This is a genomic window from Thermostichus sp. OS-CIW-20 (genome assembly GCF_054061455.1).
Window position 1 is genome coordinate 71,342 of the sequence record NZ_JBSSEF010000005.1, and the last position, 16,734, is coordinate 88,075.

Here is a 16,734-nt window from a genome sequence, read left to right on the forward strand (position 1 = left end):
GGGCGTGGAGATAGCTTAGCATCCCTACTCCCTTGGCGAGACGGTATTTTTCCGCGGGCAGGGGATTGCGGCTGGGGGCAGGGATCCCTGCTTTTTGGCCCCTCGTGGCAAGGCGGGAGTCCTTGGGTAGGATGGGGGCAGTTTTTGATGTTCCCCAAGGAGGCCGGCCTGCGGGCCAGACAGGGCTTCTCAAGTGGGGTGGTTGGGATCCCTGAGGGGCGAGCGTTGGGAGAGGATCGGCAGGAGCAAGAGGGGCAGCGGCGACGCTTTTCCCTTCCCCCCGGCACCTGGATGGGGGCGGGGCTGGGTTTGGGCTTGACGGCTGCCGCTTTTGGGGCTGCCTGGGGAATCGGGGCCTACTTTCAAGATCGGGTGCTGCCCCAGGTGGAAGCTACCCTCTCGCAGGCGATGCGCCGGCAGGTGGAATTGGGGGAGGTAAGGTTTGTAGCCCCTTGGCAGGTGAGGCTAGGGGAAAGCCACATCGAACATCTGGCCAGCATCGGCTCCATCGACCTCAGCCCCGACTTCTGGACCTGGCTGCAGACGGGGGAGTGGGTGCTCAATATTACCCTGAATCAGCCGCAACTGCTGCTGATGGAGACGCTGGATCGCGGCTGGGCAGACGTGCAGTTTCAACTGCCAGAAGGCGAGGGATCCCTGCCCTTGCAGGGGCTGAACATCCGTTTGCAGGGGGGATCCCTGACGGCTATTCCCTTAGTGGGAGAGCGGCGCCGGTTTGAGCAGTTGCAGGGCCAGGCGCAGGTGTGGCTGAGTGCCCCGCCGGGGGAGGAGGGAGGGGGTCGGGCCAGTTTCCAGCTCTCGGCGGCGCTGCGCTCTCTGGAGGGGGAAGGGGGCTACCCCCTGCAGCTCCGGGGGGTGGCGGATTTCGCCCAGGCTTCTGGCTCGGTGACGCTGGCCGCTCGGCGCCTGCCTTTGGAGCTGCTGCCCAGCGTCTTGCCGGCGGCGCCCTTGACTGAGGTGGAAGGGGAAGCCAGTCTGGATCTGCAAGTCCTCTGGGGAGGAGAACGCCCTTGGGAGTTGACGGGGCAAGCCCAGGTTCAGCAGGCGCGGCTGGGGCTGGAGAGGTTGCCCCATCCTTTTGAAGAGGTGAAGGGCTCCGTTCGCTTTACCCTAGAGGAGCTGGAACTGCAGGGGGTGAGCGGTCGTTTTGGCCAGCTTGCTTTTGAAGATCTCAACGGCTCCATTGTCTTCGGCGACAAGGAGGGATTGGATCTGCAAGCCGCTATTGCCCCGGCCAGCCTGCAGCAGATCCAGGAGACTTTCAACGTTGAGCTGCCGGCGGAAGGGGTGGTGGCGGGATCCCTGAGGGTCACCGGGCCGCTGAATGGGCCGCAGATCCAAGGGCAGTTGCGAGGGATCTCGCCGGGGCGGGTGGATCGCCTGCCGGTGCCGGAATATGCTTTTGGCTTCCGCTTGGCCGATCAAACCTTGGCCTTTGAGGAAATCGACCTGAAGGCCGCCGGCGGGCGGATCCAGGGATCCGGACAACTGCAATGGGCTGCCGGCTTAGCAGGCCGGTTCGATCTCCAGGTCACCGGGGCCGATGTAGAGCAGGTGCTGGCTCTCTACGACCTCAACCTGCCGCGGCGGGGCGAGCTGGGGCCGGTAAGTGCCCAGGTGCAGGTGGCGCTGGCGGGATCCCGGCCCCAGGTGGAGGCCACCTGGACAACCCAAGGAGGAGAGATTGCCGGCAGAGGACAGCTGCAGATCTTGCCCGAGGCCGAGGGGTGGGCGGTACAGGTGCCGCAGGCGGTGTTGGAGCTGGGCGGGGGCCGGGCCCAGGTGGCGGGGCGGTGGGCGGGAGGGCAAGTCCAAGCCCAAGTGGCTCCCCAGGATCTGCCGCTGGCCTTTTTTAACCCGCAGTGGCCGGGATCCCTCTCTGGTGAGCTGATGGCGCAGGTGGACACAGGGGAGGCGGCGGAGGTGGGTTTCCTGGCGGCGTTGCGGGCGCAAGGGTCGCTAGCCCTGTCCCAGCCTTTGGGAGAGAGGGGAGTGCAATGGGTTGACGGCATCCGCGGCCAGGTAGCTTGGGAAGGATCTGGCTTGCGTATCCAGCAGACAGAGATCTTGGCCGACACCGCCCGCTTGGCCAGAGTAGAGGGAGAGATCCCGGTGGATCCCCAGACGCTGCAGGTGGGATCCCTGGACCTGAGCTTTGCCGCTGACGGGATCCCCCTGGCGGAAGTGCCCGGCCTGCCGCCACTGCTGCAGGGGGTGCTGCAGGGATCCGGGCAGATCCGCGGCTCTCCGGACAACCTGCAGGTGGCTGGCGAGGCGCAGTTGCGCGGCTTGCAGGTGGGGGAGGTGGCCTTTGCCGACTTGGCCGGGCCCTTTAGCTGGTCTGCCCAGGGGACGGCGGTGGAGCTAGTGGGGGCGCGGGAGCGGCTGGCGCTGCAGTTGGATCCCCAGTTTCGGCCTGTGCAATTCCAGGTGCGGCGGGGCGAGGCGGAAGTGCGCGGCCAACGCCAGCAAGATGAACTGCAGGTGACGGCAAGCCAGTTGCCGCTGGCTTTGCTGGGAGGGTTGGCTGCCGGGCCCTGGGCTGGCCTGGGCGGAACCCTCAATGGGGAGGTGGCGCTTGACCTGGCCAGTGGCGCCGCTCGAGGTCGAGCTGCGGTCGAGGGGCTGCGGCTAGGCGATCTCGCGGTGCAGGGCCTCTCAGTGGATTTCGATTATCGCCCCAGCGACGACTCCCGCCCCGCTCGCCTGACCCTTGCCCAAGCCCAACTGGAGCTGTTCGAGAGCCTCTACACCGCCAGCGGCACTTTGGAGCTGCCGGCAACCTCTCTCCAGGCTGCTTTGGATCCCACCTCGGAAGTCCCCATTCCCCAAATCGACCTGCAGATCAGCACCCGTCAAGGCCGCTTGGAAGATATCGTCTCTACTTTCAAGTGGCGGGAGTGGAGCGATATCACCAGCCGCGGTTTTCGGCTGCCACCTTTGGGCCCTGCCGCTGTGTTAGAGACAGAGCCGGTCGGCCTGCCCGGCTATCCGCTGCTGCAACAACTGGAGTACTACGCCCAGATCCTGGCCGCCCACCTGGGGGCCCTGGCCAGCCGTATGGATCCCCGCATCCCGCCGCCCACCAGCCTGCAGGGGGAATTTCAGGCCAGCGTCAGCCTGGTCGGCAACCTCAACCGGCCCAGCGTCAGCTTTCAGCTCGAGGGCCAGAATTGGCAGGCCCAGGAGTTCAGCATCGAGAGCCTCACCGCCAGCGGCAGCCTGGTCGAAGGGGCGGTGGTGCTGCAGCCGCTGCTGTTGCGCAGTGGCGAACGCCAGGCCCTGTTCTCTGGCAAGGTGGGCCTGGAGGAACAGTCGGGATCCCTGCAAATCCAAGCATTTCCTCTGGCTTTGCTGGATCGCTTCCTGCCGGACGAGCTGGAGCTGCAGGGAGATCTCAACCTGGATGTGGAACTGGCAGGCAACCTGCGGGATCCCCGGGCCCGCGGCTCCCTGACGGTGGTCAACGCCCAGATCAACCAGGTGCCGCTGCGGGAGGTGGGGGGACAATTTGACTACAACCAGGGTCAACTGCGCCTGGAGGGCGCCCTGCTGGCCAACGGCGACGAGCCGATCCGCCTTTCCGGCCTGGTGCCCTACACCCTGCCCTTTGCGGAGGTGCGGGCCGCATCGGATCAGATCGACCTCACCCTGCAAGCCGAGAATGGCGGCCTGCGCCTGATCAACCTCCTCACCGACCAGGTGCGCTGGGAAGGGGGCCAAAGCCAACTGGAGCTGGCCATCCGCGGCAGCTTGCGAGAGCCCAGCCTGCAGGGGAACCTCAGCCTTAGCTCCGGGATCCTCAAGTTGGCCGCCCTGCCGGAGCCCATCACCGACCTGACCGGCCAAATTTTCTTTAACCTCAACCAATTGGAGGTGCGGGAGCTGCAGGGCCAGTTGGGGGGCGGATCCCTCTTGGCCAACGGCTTTTTGCCCGTCAACTCCCGCGGCGCCCTGCAGATGGACGAGACCTCGCCACCCCTAACGCTGCAACTGCAAGGGATCCAGCTCACCCTGCCCAACCTCCACACAGGCCGCCTGCAGGGGGAGGTGGTGGTGGGCGGCCTGCTGCTGCGGCCTTTGCTCGAGGGGCGCCTGGAGGTCTCCCAAGGGATCGTAGATGCCAGCCCCCGCCCTGAAAAAGGGGAAGCGGCGGCAGCTCCCGCAGACTCGACTCAGGCGGATCCCTTTTGGCAGCCGCGGCTCAACGGCCTGGAGCTGGTTTTGGGGCCCGGGATCCGCGTGCAGCGGCCCAACCTGTTTGAATTCCACGCCAGCGGCAGCTTGCGCCTGTTCGGCACTCCCCAAGACCTGCGTCCGGCGGGCACCATCGCCCTGGAGCGAGGCCGCGTCAGCCTGCCCATTGCCAACTTTCGCCTGGATCGCTCCCGCCCCAACACCGCCACCTTTGACCTGGACAACCCCTTCGATCCTTTCTTAAACCTGCGCCTGGTGACCCAAGCCTTCGAGGTCTATCGCTTTCCCCAGGATCTGTCCCCCTTCGACACCAACCGCAACCTGCCGGGATCGCAGCAGAGCATCGAGATCTTTGCCAACGTCAACGGGCGGGCCAGCCAGCTTGCGGCTGCGGATCCCCGCAACGGCGTTCTGACCCTTTCCAGCAGCCCCAGCCGCTCCCCCCAAGAGATCGTCGCCCTGTTGGGGGGAACAGCTTTGGCCCAACTCAACCCCGAAGCAGGGGTGGCCGGGCTGGCGGGAACGGCTTTGCTTAACGATGTGTTGGAGACGCTGCGGGACACCCTCGGCTTGGATGAGGTTCGCCTCAGCCCCGTTCCCCAGGTCGATACCCGTGCCCCCAGACGCTCCTCAGTCGGCCTGGCGCTGGAGGTGGCCCGCGATCTGGGGCCGGCTACTTCCATCTCGGTGCAGCGCAACCTGACGGATCCCTTTCAGCCCACCCGCTACAGCGCCCGCTACCGCCTCAACGACCAAACCCTCACCCGTGCCACCACCGACCTCGAGGGCAACAACGTCCTTTCCCTGGAGTTCGAGACCCGCTTCTGACGGGATCCGCTCTGGCCAGACTACGGTTTGTTACATCGTTATTGCTACGCAACGCTGTCGCGAATGCGTCGGCGGCGCAGAGCGCTTGGGTAGTGGCGAGGATCCCTTGGAGAGTGTCTTATATCTGGTTTAAAGTGGCCATAGTTTCTCAACGGCTTTTGGACGGCCAGGGATCCCTTGAACCCGACTTCCTAAAGATAGCTAGAATAAACACCTGCCTGTGTGAGCCTGGAAGATCAAAACAAGCGGCCAACCTGTGTTCCCACTTGGAGAGTTGACAAGAGAATGATCCAATCTGACCAGCCATGAGGAAACAACAAGTATTGCAATTGCTCGGCGAGCAATTTGCCGAGATTCAAAAGCAATTTGGTGTGCGGCGACTGGCCCTGTTTGGCTCAACTGCTCGTGGCGAGGATCAAGCCGGCAGCGACATCGATATCCTAGTTGAATTTATTGGTAAAGCCGACTCCAAGCGTTACTTCGGTCTGCTCTTCTACTTGGAAGACAAACTTGGATGCCCCCTAGACCTTGTGACCGACAAGGCTCTACGCCCCGAACTTCGTCCATTGATAGAAAAAGAAGCAATCTATGTCCCGTGAATGGCGTTTCTACCTAGATGATATGATTGAATTTGCCAAGCGAGTCCTTGAATACACAGAGGGGTACACTCAAGAAGACTTTGAACGGGATCGCCGAACCTATGATGCGACCTTGAGAAACATCGAGTTGATTGGTGAGGCAGCCACTCACATTCCTGCAGAAGTCCGTAACCAGAACGAAAATATTCCTTGGCGACAACTCATTGCCACTCGTAACCGTATCATTCATGCTTATCTTGCTCTAGACAACGACGTTTTGTGGAGTATCATCCAAAGTGACATGCCCCAACTGCTTGACAATTTACAGAAACTAAAGCGTAGTCTCTCCGATTCTCCCTGCTAACCCTAACTTCAGGAGCAACGCCGCCGTTTTCATCCAGTTGGAAACCCCCTCTGACGGGATCCACTCTGGCCAGACTACGGCTTGTTACATCGTTATTGCTACGCAACACTGTCGCGAACGCGCCGGCGGCGCAGAGCGCTTGGGTAGTGGCGAGGATCCCTTGGAGAGTGTCTTATATCTGGTTTAAAGTGGCCATAGTTTCTCAACGGCTTTTGGACGGCCAGGGATCCCTTGAACCCGACTTCCTAAAGATAGCTAGAATAAACACCCGCCGTGTGCGGTGACTGGCCCTGTTTGGCTCAACTGCTCGTGGCGAGGATCAAGCCGGCAGCGACATCGATATCCTAGTTAAATTCATTGGTAAAGTCGACTCCAAGCGTTACTTCAATCTGCTCTTCTACTTGGAAGACAAACTTGGATGCCCCCTCGACCTTGTGGCCGACAAGGCTCTACGCCCCAAACTCCGTCCACTGATGAAAAAAGAAGCAATCTATGTTCCGTGAATACATGTGGAGTATCATCCAAACCGAAAGTCGATCTAGAGGTAGCGGCTGATGTCTTCTCCCTGTTCTGCCAAAAACGACAAAGCCCGGAAGCGCAGCCCTACTACTTGATCGTAGAAGGGGTTGAGCTTGCACATCGGTGGAATGTGCATCAGTTTGTGGCCAAACAACACCACATCTCGCTCGAAAGGACAGCGGGCCGGGATCCACCGACACAAAAAGTGGGCCAAGCGGGGATCCTGAACTTCAATGCTGTCAATTGCCGCTCGAATCGGTTGCAAGGGCGCCTGCAGCCAGTTGCGCAGGCAAGCCGCAGACTTAAGATATGTGACAGTCATGGAATCCATCTGCTCCTGAGGGGCTTTGCGATCACGTTGCCAAGAAATCGTGGTAGAGCCCATGGCCTTTCACCTCAACACCTCAAAGGGTGTTCGCTTTCTCCAGCAGCCACGCCCTTCTGCCCGGGTCTTTGCCCAGGTTTGTATCCAGGGAAACAGAAGAGCCTCTCTCCAGACTCAGTCTGCCTTGGCTGGCCAAAAACTTGCCTGGGTAACCCAAAATCTCTGCTCAAGTTTGTAGAGGTACACATTTTGTATTCAAAAGTTAATCTGTAACGAAAGCTACGGAAATTGGGTTCTTCGCCGGCAAGCTGCCAAGCGGAGTCCAGGGCTGCTGCCCCTATTTCCAGCATGGAACAGGCCTTGAAGTCAGGGTAGAGGGATCCCCGTAATTGTCGCTGTCTTGAAAGGGCCGTTTTGCTTTTGATCGATGATGTTTACAATCGCCGTGGCCGGGAGTTACGGAGGATAACGGCCAAGGGATCCCGGCTGCCGGGCGTTCTACAATGCCAGAAGAGATTTGCAGCGGGTGAGAAGTCGGCGGCGGATTGGGATCCCGGCTCTTGCCTCGGTTTTCATTTGAGAGGCTGTCCATGAAATTGGCCTATTGGATGTACGCTGGCCCCGCCCACATCGGCACGCTGCGGGTGGCCAGTTCTTTCAAAAACGTTCACAGCATCATGCACGCTCCCCTGGGGGACGACTATTTCAACGTGATGCGTTCCATGCTGGAGCGGGAGCGGGACTTTACCCCGGTAACCACCAGCGTCGTTGATCGGCAGGTGTTGGCGCGGGGATCGGACGAGAAGGTGATTCGCAACATCGTCCGCAAAGACGGCGAGGAGCAGCCTGATCTCATTGTGGTTACCCCCACCTGCACCTCCAGCATTTTGCAGGAGGATCTGCATCACTTTGTGCGGCAGGCGCAGTTGTCCAGCCGCTGTGACGTGCTGCTGGCCGATGTCAACCACTATCGGGTCAACGAGTTGCAGGCCGCCGAGCGCACCCTGCACCAGATTGTGGAGTTCTATATCAACAAAGCCCGCAAAAGTGGGGAGTTGAGCGGCCCGCCCCGGAGGACGGAGCGTCCTTCCTGCAACATCCTCGGCATCTCCAGCCTGGGCTTTCACCATGCCCACGATCTGCGGGAGTTGAAAAAGCTGCTCCAGGATCTGGGGATCGAGCTCAATTTGGTGATCCCGCAGGGGGCCAGCGTCCACGATCTCAAGCACCTGGGGCGGGCCTGGTTTAACGTGGTGCCCTACCGGGAACTGGGGCCGATGACGGCTCGCTACCTGCAGGAGCAGTTTGGCACACCTTATGTGGAGATCACCCCCATGGGGGTGGTGGAAACAGCCCGCTTCATCCGCCAGATCCAGCAGGTTCTCAACGAGCAAGGGATCCCGGTGGACTACGAGCCCTACATCCAGGAGCAGACCCTCTACGTTTCCCAGGCGGCTTGGTTCTCCCGCTCCATCGATTGCCAAAATCTGACCGGCAAAAAAGCCGTGGTCTTTGGGGATTGCACCCATGCGGCAGCCATCACCAAGATCCTGGCCCGCGAGATGGGGGTTCATGTGGTCTGGGCGGGCAGCTATTGCACCTACGATGGCGAGTGGTTCCAGGCAGAGGTGGGCGGGTATTGCGATCAGGTGCTGCTGACCGAAGATCACACCCGCGTAGCCGATGCCATTGCCCAGGTGGAGCCTGCCGCCATCTTCGGCACCCAGATGGAGCGGCATGTGGGCAAGCGGCTGCGGATCCCTTGTGGGGTAATCTCGGCGCCCATGCACGTGCAAGATTTTCCCATCGGCTACCGGCCCTTTTTGGGGTATGAGGGCGCCAACCAAATTGTGGACCTAATCTACAACTCCTTTACCCTGGGCATGGAGGATCACCTGCTGGAGGTCTTCGGCGGCCACGACACCAAAGAAGTGATCCACAAGAGCCTGAGCGCCGATTCCGATCTCATCTGGACGCGAGAAGCCCAGGCGGAGCTGAACAAAGTGCCCGGCTTTGTGCGCGGCAAGGTGAAACGCAACACCGAAAAATTTGCCCGCGAGCGTGGCCTGACCGAGATCACCCTAGAGGTTATGTATGCGGCCAAGGAGGCTCTCGGGGCTTGACGGGATCCATCCCAGGGGATGGCAGGTCTGGCCAGCCGATCCACAAATGGAACTCCTGTACAACGCCGCGCACCTGCCAGGATCCCCAGGGATCCACCTGCCAGGTTAGCCGAGCTTGGCCGGGCCGCCACTCCAAAAAAGGCTGGGATCCCCCGCCGTGCAGGCTGATCAGGGCGACTTCTTCGGGGCGGGTGAGCACCTGCCGCTCGGCTCCGGCGCAGGTGAGGCTGAGGCCGGAATGGTTGGGAAAGGCGTTGCACTGGATCCAAAACCAGCGGCGAGGGAAGCTTTGTCCCCAGTTTTTTTCGGCGTAGGCGGGGGCCTGCTCGAATTCGAAGCGCCTGCCCCGCCACTCCACCCAGCCGCTGGCCAGACCGTGGCTCATCAGGATCTGCCAGCCCGGCTCAAAGATGGGCAGATAAGACCAGGCTCCCATGGTGGCCCGCGGCGGGATCCCGTAGGCAGAGCAGAGTTGAATGCGATAGAGCCAGCGGATGGCCTCGCCTCTGACAGGATCTGGCAGGATCCCCTGGTTGAGGCGGGCGGTGTATTGGTAGCCGCTGGCGGTGCGCTGGAAGAAGGTGAAGGGATCCTGAAGGCCGCGACAGCCGGGGCCTGGGATCCCTGAGTGCCCCAAGGCCAGATGGGTTGAGCTGGCCCAAAAGCGGCGGGGATTGGGGAAGGTGCGCCAATGCAACTCCTCCTCCGGCCCCAACACCTGCGCCATGCCCCCGCGCTTGGGATCGATGGCGTACATGAAGGCAAAGCTGATGGGCGGATCCCCAGGTAAAGTGACCCGGCTGTACCAGCCCTCGAAAAACGGCTCGGCACAGCCATCCCAGTGATAGCCGCCATGGGGCAGGGATCCCCAGTCCGTTGAGCCGTTTTGCTTAAAGCACTCTGCCACCGGAGAGCAACTCCCTCGAGAATCGCCAGAAGATAGAAAAAAGTCTATAGCTACCAAAAGAGCAATTGTATTGTTTCTATGTCTGTCTGCTTTTAGGATATCAACCAGGCTGAGATTTAAGGATTTCTTGAGATTTTACGAGGGGAATCCGTCGGTCTAGCGGCTTGAACTGGAAAGGTTTCTCTTGGCGTTCACATATTTTTTCAAAGATGAGGTGATCATGACATCACGTCGCAACTTTTTATTGTCTGCGGGCGCGGCCACAGCAGGTGGGCTGCTCAGTGGCAGCATAGCACGGGCCGGCACAGGCTACTGGGTTGCCCAGGCCAGCGGCCCGGAAACCCCCAACCTTAGGCTGGGTTTTATTCCGATTGTGGAGTCTGCCCCCCTGATTGTCGCCAAGGAGAAGGGCTTTTTCGATAAGCACGGCATGACCGGTGTAGAGGTGTTGAAGCAGGCCAGTTGGCCGGCAGCCCGGGACAATGTGGTCATTGGCTCAGCGGGTGGGGGAATCGACGGCGGCATGTGGCAGATGCCGATGCCTCACATGATCCACATCGGCGCCATCACCAACAACCAGCCGGTGCGCATGGCGGTTCTGTGCCAGTTGATCACCCAAGGCAACGGGATTGCCATTGCCGGAATGCACACTGGCAAAGGCTTGGGGCTGGACATCTCTGGAGCCGCAGACTACATCAAAAATTTCAGCGCCAGCAACGGGCGCAAATTCAAGGCTGCCTAAACCTTCCCCAACGCCAATCAAGATTTTTGGATCCGCTACTGGCTGGCCGCCGGGGGTGTGGATCCGGATCAAGACATTGAGCTGCTGACGGTGCCCTCTGCCGAGACGGTGCAGGGGATGCGCAACGGCACCATGGATGCTTTTAGCACCGGGGATCCCTGGCCCTACCGGATTGTGGCCGATGGGATCGGCTTTATGGCGGCCCTTACCCAACAGATTTGGCCCTTTCACCCCGAAGAATACTTGGCCATTCGCGCCGATTGGGTAGAGCAAAACCCCAGGGCCACACAAGCCACTTTGATGGCGGTGATGGAAGCGCAGCAATGGTGCGACGATCCGGCCAACCGTGAAGAGCTGGCGCGCATCCTTTCGGGGCGCGCTTATCTGAATGTGCCGGTCGAGGTTCTCACGCCTCCCTTCCAGGGCAAGTACGAATTGGGAGATGGCAAGCCGGCTGTTCAAGATTTCAACGCCGGGCCTCTGTACTGGGAAGATGGCCGGGGCAGCGTCTCTTACCCCTATAAGAGCCATGACCTGTGGTTCTTGACCGAATCGCTGCGTTGGGGCTTCCACGCTCGCTTCCTCAAGGATTTGGATACTGCCCGCCGTCTGGTGGATGAGGTGAACCGCGAAGATCTCTGGCGGGAGGCTGCCCAAGCGCTGGGAGTGAAGAATATTCCCAACAACACTTCGCGGGGAACGGAGCGTTTCTTCGATGGTGTGGTGTTTGACCCCCAGGATCCCCAGGCCTACTTGAACAGCCTGAAAATCAAGAGGGCCTAGTCTCGGCTCAGGTCAACACAGACGTGTTTCTTGTGTAGCAGAAATCCTGCCCATTCGCGGGATCCCATCGAGTTAAAAAAGGCTGGGCCGAGCTTTCTGCTCACATCGGGTCGATAGAGACTGTCAGCCTTGCGCCTTTTGAATGGTTCTGAACACTATGTTGAGGATCGGCCATGTTAGCTCTGCTGCACGTTCCGCGAGAACACTCCAGGGATCCCTGCTTCGAGAGACCAGCCAAGCTTTACTGGGACAGGCTCATCCTTTCAATGGCAATGGGGGCGCTGATTTTGCTGATTGCTGTGAGAGTTTTGTCGAGTTTGCAGTCCCTGTGCTTGCCCGTCCAAGGAAAAGGCAAAGCTGATCCAAGTTCATGCTCTGATTCCAGAACTTTGTAGAACCCCTCAGTCGAGGTGTTTCGAAGGCGCAGAAACAGAGAACTTTGTAAAACTCTATCCTCTCTAGGAGCCATGACGACGACACTTTCTTCTCCGGCAAAGCCCTCGACAACCAAGTTCGACTTTGCCAAGTATCGAGATCAGATCCTCCCTCCCGTGGTTGGCATTGTGGGATTTTTGTTGATTTGGCAACTTTTGTCCGGCGCCAACCTGATTCGGCTGCCGGGGCCCTGGGATGTGTGGATGGATGAGCGCAGCCGCTACCTAATCCTGCATCCTCTGTACCGCAATAGCGACCTCGACCAAGGGCTGCTGCGCCAAACTTTGGCCAGCCTGCAAAGGGTGGTCATCGGCTACTGCAGTGCCGCTTTGGTGGGCATTGCCCTAGGGATCTTGGTGGGCAGCAGCATGTGGATCAACCGCGCTTTGGATCCCATCTTCCAGTTTTTGCGCATGGTGGCTCCCTTGGCTTGGGTGCCCATCTCCTTGGCTGCTTTGCAGCGCAATGAGCCGGCTGCTTTGTTTGTTATTTTCATCACCTCTATCTGGCCCATTTTGATCAACACGGCGGTGGGGGTGAGGCAGATCCCGGAAGACTACATCAACGTTTCTAGAGTGCTGAGGCTTTCTAAAGTTGACTTCTTTTTTAAGGTGCTGCTGCCCTCTGCTTTGCCCTACATGTTCACAGGTTTGCGGGTTGGCATTGGCCTATCCTGGCTGGCGATTATTGCTGCAGAAATTGTCATGTCCGGCGTGCCAGGGATCGGCTTTTTCATCTGGGATGCCTACCAGCAGAACTACGTGACTGAGATCATCGTTGCTGTCATCTACATTGGGGCGGTGGGCTTGCTTTTGGATCGACTGGTGGCTGCCCTGCAAAACAAAATAGCCAATCGCTAGCCTCGTTTGCAGATCTTTTCACTGCATGTCCATCCAATTGAGTTGGGATCCCTCTTACATTGTCTTTGAGTGTTAGCCCCAATCAGCTCTTCAAAAAGAGTAGAACTGAGGTCTGGGATCCGAGTTGCTGAGCAATATCTACAGGTGGGGAGGTCTTCTGTGTCTGTATTGGTCAGTGTAGAGCAAGTGGAAAAAGCGTTTGGTCTGCCTGGAGGCCAAGAATATCTAGCCCTCAAAGGGATCGATCTCCAAATTCACCGCGGGGAGTTTGTCTCCTTAATCGGCCACTCCGGCTGCGGCAAGTCCACCCTACTGAACATGGTGGCGGGGTTGTCTCTGCCTACCGGAGGGATCGTGGCTTTGGATGGACACACCATCACCGTTCCCGGCCCGGATCGCATGGTGGTGTTTCAGCATTACTCGCTTTTGCCTTGGCTAACGGTTCGACAAAACATTGCCCTGGCGGTAGACGCTGTGCTGAAAAACTACTCCCCGGCAGAGCGTCAGCAGATTGTCGAAGAACATATCGATCTGGTCGGCTTGCGGCAGGCGGCGGATAAGTTCCCGGCTCAACTGTCAGGGGGCATGAAGCAGCGGGTAGCCATCGCTCGCGCTTTGGCTGTGAGGCCCAAGGTGTTGTTGTTGGACGAGCCCTTTGGCGCTTTGGATGCCCTCACGCGCGGGAATTTGCAGGAGCAGTTGATGCGCATCTGCGAAGAACACCAGATGACCACTCTCATGGTCACCCACGATGTGGACGAAGCGGTTCTTCTGTCAGATCGTGTGGTCATGCTCACCAATGGGCCGGGATCCCGAATTGGGAACATTTTAACCATTGACATTCCTCGGCCCCGCCGTCGGCTGGAGGTGGTCAACCATCCCAGCTACTACAGCTACCGCAGCGAGATCATCTACTTTTTGAACCAACAAAAACGCATCAAGCAATGGCGTGCTCGCCGCAGCACTGTGGTGGCCAGGCATGGCTTGGAAAAGATCAACCTGGAGATTGGCTTTGTGCCCCTCACTGCTTGTGCTCCCTTGGCTGTAGCTAAAGAAAAAGGGTTTTTTGCCAAACACGGCTTGGAAGAAGTGAACTTGGTGCGGGAAACCAGTTGGCGAGGGATCCAAGACGGCATCCAGGGAGGTTACTTGGATGCGGCCCAAATGCCCGCCGGCATGCCGGTGTGGATGTCTCTGGGCGGCGGGGACAACCCACCCCAGCCGGTGGTGACTGCCCTCACCTTGACCCGCAACGGCAATGCCATTACCCTGCACAGGCGCTTCTACGAGCAAGGGATCCACACGCTGAGCCAGTTGAAGGCTTACATCCTGGATAGCCCCAGCCGTCGGCTGACCTTTGGGGTGGTGCATCCCAGCTCTATGCACAATTTGCTGTTGCGCTATTGGCTGGCAGCCGGCGGGATCCACCCGGATCACGATGTGGTACTGAAAACGCTGCCCCCGGCTCAGATGGTGGCCAACCTAACAGCCGGCAACATCGACGGCTACTGCGTGGGAGAGCCTTGGAATCTGCGGGCCGCCCTGGAGGGCAGCGGCTTTACGGTGGCTACGGATCTGGAGATTTGGCTGGGCCATCCCGGCAAGGTGTTGGGGGTGCGTGAAGATTGGGCCAGGGCCTATCCCAACACCCACATTGCCTTGGTGAAAGCGCTGCTGGAAGCCTGTCGCTACTGCGAAGATCCGGCCCACCACGACGAGATTCGCGAGCTGCTCAGCCGCCGCGCCTACCTGAGCACCGACCCATCCTACATTCACCTGGGGGATCCCCAGCGCCTGATCTGTGACCTAGACATGCCGATGCGGGAATATGCCCACCATCAGTTCTTTCTGGGCGCCGGCAACCGCCCCAGCCGCACCGAGCATCTGTGGATGATGACGCAAATGGCCCGCTGGGGGGATCTGCCCTTCCCCCGCAACTGGGTGGAGATCGTGGAGCGGGTGTGTCAGGTGGGGGTGTTCAGTACGGCGGCCCGCGAGCTGGGGCTGGATGTGTCTTACCAACGGCAGCCCATTCAATTGTTCGACGGGATCCCTTTCAATGGCGAGGATCCCTTGGCTTACCTCAACAGTTTGGCGATTAAGCACGACATTTACATAGCCGAGGTTGCTTTGGATCGTCGTCCTGTGTTGCTCTAGAGGTTCCCTTTGCAAAAGCACGTTCCCAGTTGTGAGAAAACGATGAATTGGAGCACCCCACGATGACTGCCCTCTTGACAACCTCTACCCCAGTAGCCACAGCCGCAGAACCCTACTTAACCCTTGAGAATGTCAGCAAGACTTACCCAACTCCTAAGGGGGAGTATCCCGTCTTGCGAGATATCAATCTTAGGGTCGATGCAGGAGAATTTGTCTGCATAGTTGGACATTCCGGCTGTGGCAAAACCACGCTGCTGAATATGGTTTCTGGCTTTACCCAGCCCACCAGCGGCTCGGTGAAGCTGAAAGGCCAGCCGATTACAGCTCCTGGCCCAGATCGCATGGTGGTGTTTCAGGGATATGCCTTGTTACCCTGGCTCACGGTCTATGAAAATGTTTACCTGGCCGTCCAGTCGGTCTTCCCTCAAAAGAGCCAGTCGGAAAAGCATCAAATTGTAGAGGAACACCTGAATTTGGTGGGGCTGGGGGAAGCTGCCCAAAAATATCCCCCGCAAATTTCCGGAGGGATGAAGCAGCGGGTGGCCATTGCCCGTGCCTTGGCGATTCGACCAGAAGTCCTGATTTTGGATGAACCCTTTGGGGCTTTGGATGCCATCACCAAAGAGGAACTGCAGGAGGAGCTGTTGCGCATTTGGGATGAACATCGCTGCACGGTTTTGATGATCACCCATGATATCGATGAGGCACTGTTTCTGGCCGACCGTTTGGTGTTAATGACCAACGGCCCTGCAGCTACCATTGGGCAGGTCATTTCTATTCCCTTCCCACGTCCTCGCGACCGCGAGCGCATTCTGGAGGATCCGCAGTACTATCGCCTGCGCAACTCTGTCCTCAGCTACCTCTACGGGCATGAGGCTAACCCTGAAGCGGTTAACTAAAAATCTCATCCGGCACGCCGCCGAAAGCTCCCTGCCATTATCCTGCCGAGCCGACCAAGCCGCGCACCACCCGCACCAGCTCGGCAGGCAGCGGAGAGCCGGGATCCCAGCACAGCTCCAGTTGGTTGGGATCCCTGGGTAGATCTTCCGGGCAGGGGCCGGTGTGCAGGACGGCCACACACCGCAAGTTGCCCCGATCCCGACAAAACTCATGCCAGAGGGGGATGGCCGCCGGATCCCGGCTGACCAAGAGATAATGGGAGCAGGCTTCCAGGATCGGCTGCTTGTGGGGATCCACCTTGCCGCCCACATCCACGATCACCAGGCTTTTTTGTTGGCGCAGGGCGAGGATGGCCTGGGCGTGAAAGCTGAAAAAATCGGGGGTCAGGCGGCCCCGGTAGCGGTGCTTGAGGATTTTGGCTTCTTCCGGCGGCAGATCCAACGTCCAATTGCCTTCCCCATCCCAATGGGCCCGTTGCAGATAAATATCGGGATGCTCCGGCAGCAGAGCTTCGAAGAGGGCGCGGGCAAGACGGCTTTTGCCACTGTCGGGGGGGCCCACCACCATCACCGCCGCCGCCAATTCTGTTCGCGTCAGCGGGCCGTAGGCCTTGCCTGGCCTGCCCTGCACCCAGGGAATGATCTCGCCCACCTGCACGTCTGGGCTATGGCTGGAGACCACCACTGCCCCCAAGCGTGGGTCATAGCAGGCCACCCAGCGGGTAAAGTGGCACTCGTGCACCAACCAGCCGTAGAGCCAGATGGGGGCGCGCCCGCTCAGCACCACTCCCAAGCGGGGGTCGATCCCCCCAGGCAGGCGCAGTTGGGCCAGATCTTCCGGGAAAACCAGCCGATCCGGTCGGGTCAGCTCGATTTCAATCACCTGAAACGGTAGCCCCCCAAGATGGGGTTTCTGCGGCCAATGGGCCAGATAGCCAGACCGCAACTGCAGCGCCACAGCAGACATGGAAATTGGGACAGAAAGACAACAGCCTG

Annotated in this window: 10 protein-coding genes and 2 pseudogenes; 9 read left to right on the forward strand and 3 right to left on the reverse strand. The window is 59.5% G+C overall.

The genetic code is table 11. The features are described from left to right. The first annotated feature begins 147 nt into the window (after positions 1-147). From ACVWXC_RS03630 to ACVWXC_RS03645, 4 genes and pseudogenes are all read left to right on the forward strand, one after another. A complete protein-coding gene (locus tag ACVWXC_RS03630; RefSeq protein ID WP_457391089.1) occupies positions 148-5,046 on the forward strand; it encodes a translocation/assembly module TamB domain-containing protein in 4,899 nt (1,632 codons plus the stop codon). A gap of 305 nt (positions 5,047-5,351) precedes the next feature. Beyond that, entirely contained in the window at positions 5,352-5,645 is a 294-nt protein-coding gene (locus ACVWXC_RS03635) for a nucleotidyltransferase family protein (RefSeq protein ID WP_011429785.1), read from the forward strand. Then, positions 5,635-5,988, forward strand: a complete 354-nt coding sequence (locus tag ACVWXC_RS03640; protein WP_011429784.1) for a HepT-like ribonuclease domain-containing protein — start codon at positions 5,635-5,637, stop codon at positions 5,986-5,988. Before ACVWXC_RS03635 ends, ACVWXC_RS03640 begins: the two co-directional genes overlap by 11 nt. A 284-nt stretch (positions 5,989-6,272) precedes the next feature. Then, positions 6,273-6,491 (forward strand): annotated as a pseudogene (locus tag ACVWXC_RS03645) (nucleotidyltransferase family protein); the annotation flags it as partial. 35 nt (positions 6,492-6,526) lie between these two features. Here the strand turns inward: ACVWXC_RS03645 and ACVWXC_RS03650 are convergent. Next, a complete protein-coding gene (locus ACVWXC_RS03650) occupies positions 6,527-6,829 on the reverse strand; it encodes a Mo-dependent nitrogenase C-terminal domain-containing protein (protein WP_011429783.1) in 303 nt (100 codons plus the stop codon). 593 nt (positions 6,830-7,422) lie between these two features. Here ACVWXC_RS03650 and bchB point away from each other — a divergent pair. Beyond that, positions 7,423-8,955, forward strand: a complete 1,533-nt coding sequence (bchB, locus tag ACVWXC_RS03655) for a ferredoxin:protochlorophyllide reductase (ATP-dependent) subunit B (protein ID WP_099887224.1) — start codon at positions 7,423-7,425, stop codon at positions 8,953-8,955. Here bchB and ACVWXC_RS03660 read toward each other — a convergent pair. Continuing rightward, positions 8,921-9,862 (reverse strand): tocopherol cyclase family protein, encoded by a 942-nt coding sequence (locus ACVWXC_RS03660; protein ID WP_457391086.1) that lies wholly within the window; start codon positions 9,860-9,862, stop codon positions 8,921-8,923. The two genes, bchB and ACVWXC_RS03660, sit on opposite strands and share 35 nt — an antisense overlap. A gap of 220 nt (positions 9,863-10,082) precedes the next feature. On the opposite strand from ACVWXC_RS03660, the pseudogene ACVWXC_RS03665 reads away from it, so the two are divergent. From ACVWXC_RS03665 to ACVWXC_RS03680, 4 genes and pseudogenes are all read left to right on the forward strand, one after another. Continuing rightward, positions 10,083-11,387, forward strand: a pseudogene (locus ACVWXC_RS03665) (ABC transporter substrate-binding protein). Positions 11,388-11,854: 467 nt separating this feature from the next. Next, complete coding sequence (ntrB, locus tag ACVWXC_RS03670; RefSeq protein ID WP_099834626.1) at positions 11,855-12,682, forward strand: nitrate ABC transporter permease; 828 nt, start codon at positions 11,855-11,857, stop codon at positions 12,680-12,682. A 159-nt stretch (positions 12,683-12,841) separates the two neighbouring features. Beyond that, positions 12,842-14,839 carry an ABC transporter ATP-binding/substrate-binding protein gene (locus ACVWXC_RS03675; RefSeq protein ID WP_099812313.1) on the forward strand — a complete coding sequence of 666 codons (1,998 nt, stop codon included), beginning with the start codon at positions 12,842-12,844 and terminating at the stop codon, positions 14,837-14,839. A 62-nt stretch (positions 14,840-14,901) separates the two neighbouring features. Continuing rightward, entirely contained in the window at positions 14,902-15,738 is an 837-nt protein-coding gene (locus ACVWXC_RS03680; protein WP_099812314.1) for an ABC transporter ATP-binding protein, read from the forward strand. Between the two features lie 37 nt (positions 15,739-15,775). On the opposite strand, the gene crn3 is transcribed toward ACVWXC_RS03680, so the two are convergent. Then, complete coding sequence (gene crn3, locus ACVWXC_RS03685; protein WP_457391083.1) at positions 15,776-16,705, reverse strand: CRISPR-associated ring nuclease Crn3/Csx3; 930 nt, start codon at positions 16,703-16,705, stop codon at positions 15,776-15,778. Positions 16,706-16,734: the final 29 nt, after the last annotated feature.

Excerpts from the sequence above, each read along its gene's own strand:
- ntrB (WP_099834626.1), top strand. The coding sequence starts at position 11,855 with ATGACGACGACACTTTCTTCTCCGGCAAAGCCCTCGACAACCAAGTTC.
- bchB (WP_099887224.1), top strand. The coding sequence starts at position 7,423 with ATGAAATTGGCCTATTGGATGTACGCTGGCCCCGCCCACATCGGCACG.
- crn3 (WP_457391083.1), bottom strand. The coding sequence starts at position 16,705 with ATGTCTGCTGTGGCGCTGCAGTTGCGGTCTGGCTATCTGGCCCATTGG.
- ACVWXC_RS03640 (WP_011429784.1), top strand. The coding sequence starts at position 5,635 with ATGTCCCGTGAATGGCGTTTCTACCTAGATGATATGATTGAATTTGCC.
- ACVWXC_RS03630 (WP_457391089.1), top strand. The coding sequence starts at position 148 with ATGTTCCCCAAGGAGGCCGGCCTGCGGGCCAGACAGGGCTTCTCAAGT.
- ACVWXC_RS03635 (WP_011429785.1), top strand. The coding sequence starts at position 5,352 with ATGAGGAAACAACAAGTATTGCAATTGCTCGGCGAGCAATTTGCCGAG.
- ACVWXC_RS03680 (WP_099812314.1), top strand. The coding sequence starts at position 14,902 with ATGACTGCCCTCTTGACAACCTCTACCCCAGTAGCCACAGCCGCAGAA.
- ACVWXC_RS03650 (WP_011429783.1), bottom strand. The coding sequence starts at position 6,829 with ATGACTGTCACATATCTTAAGTCTGCGGCTTGCCTGCGCAACTGGCTG.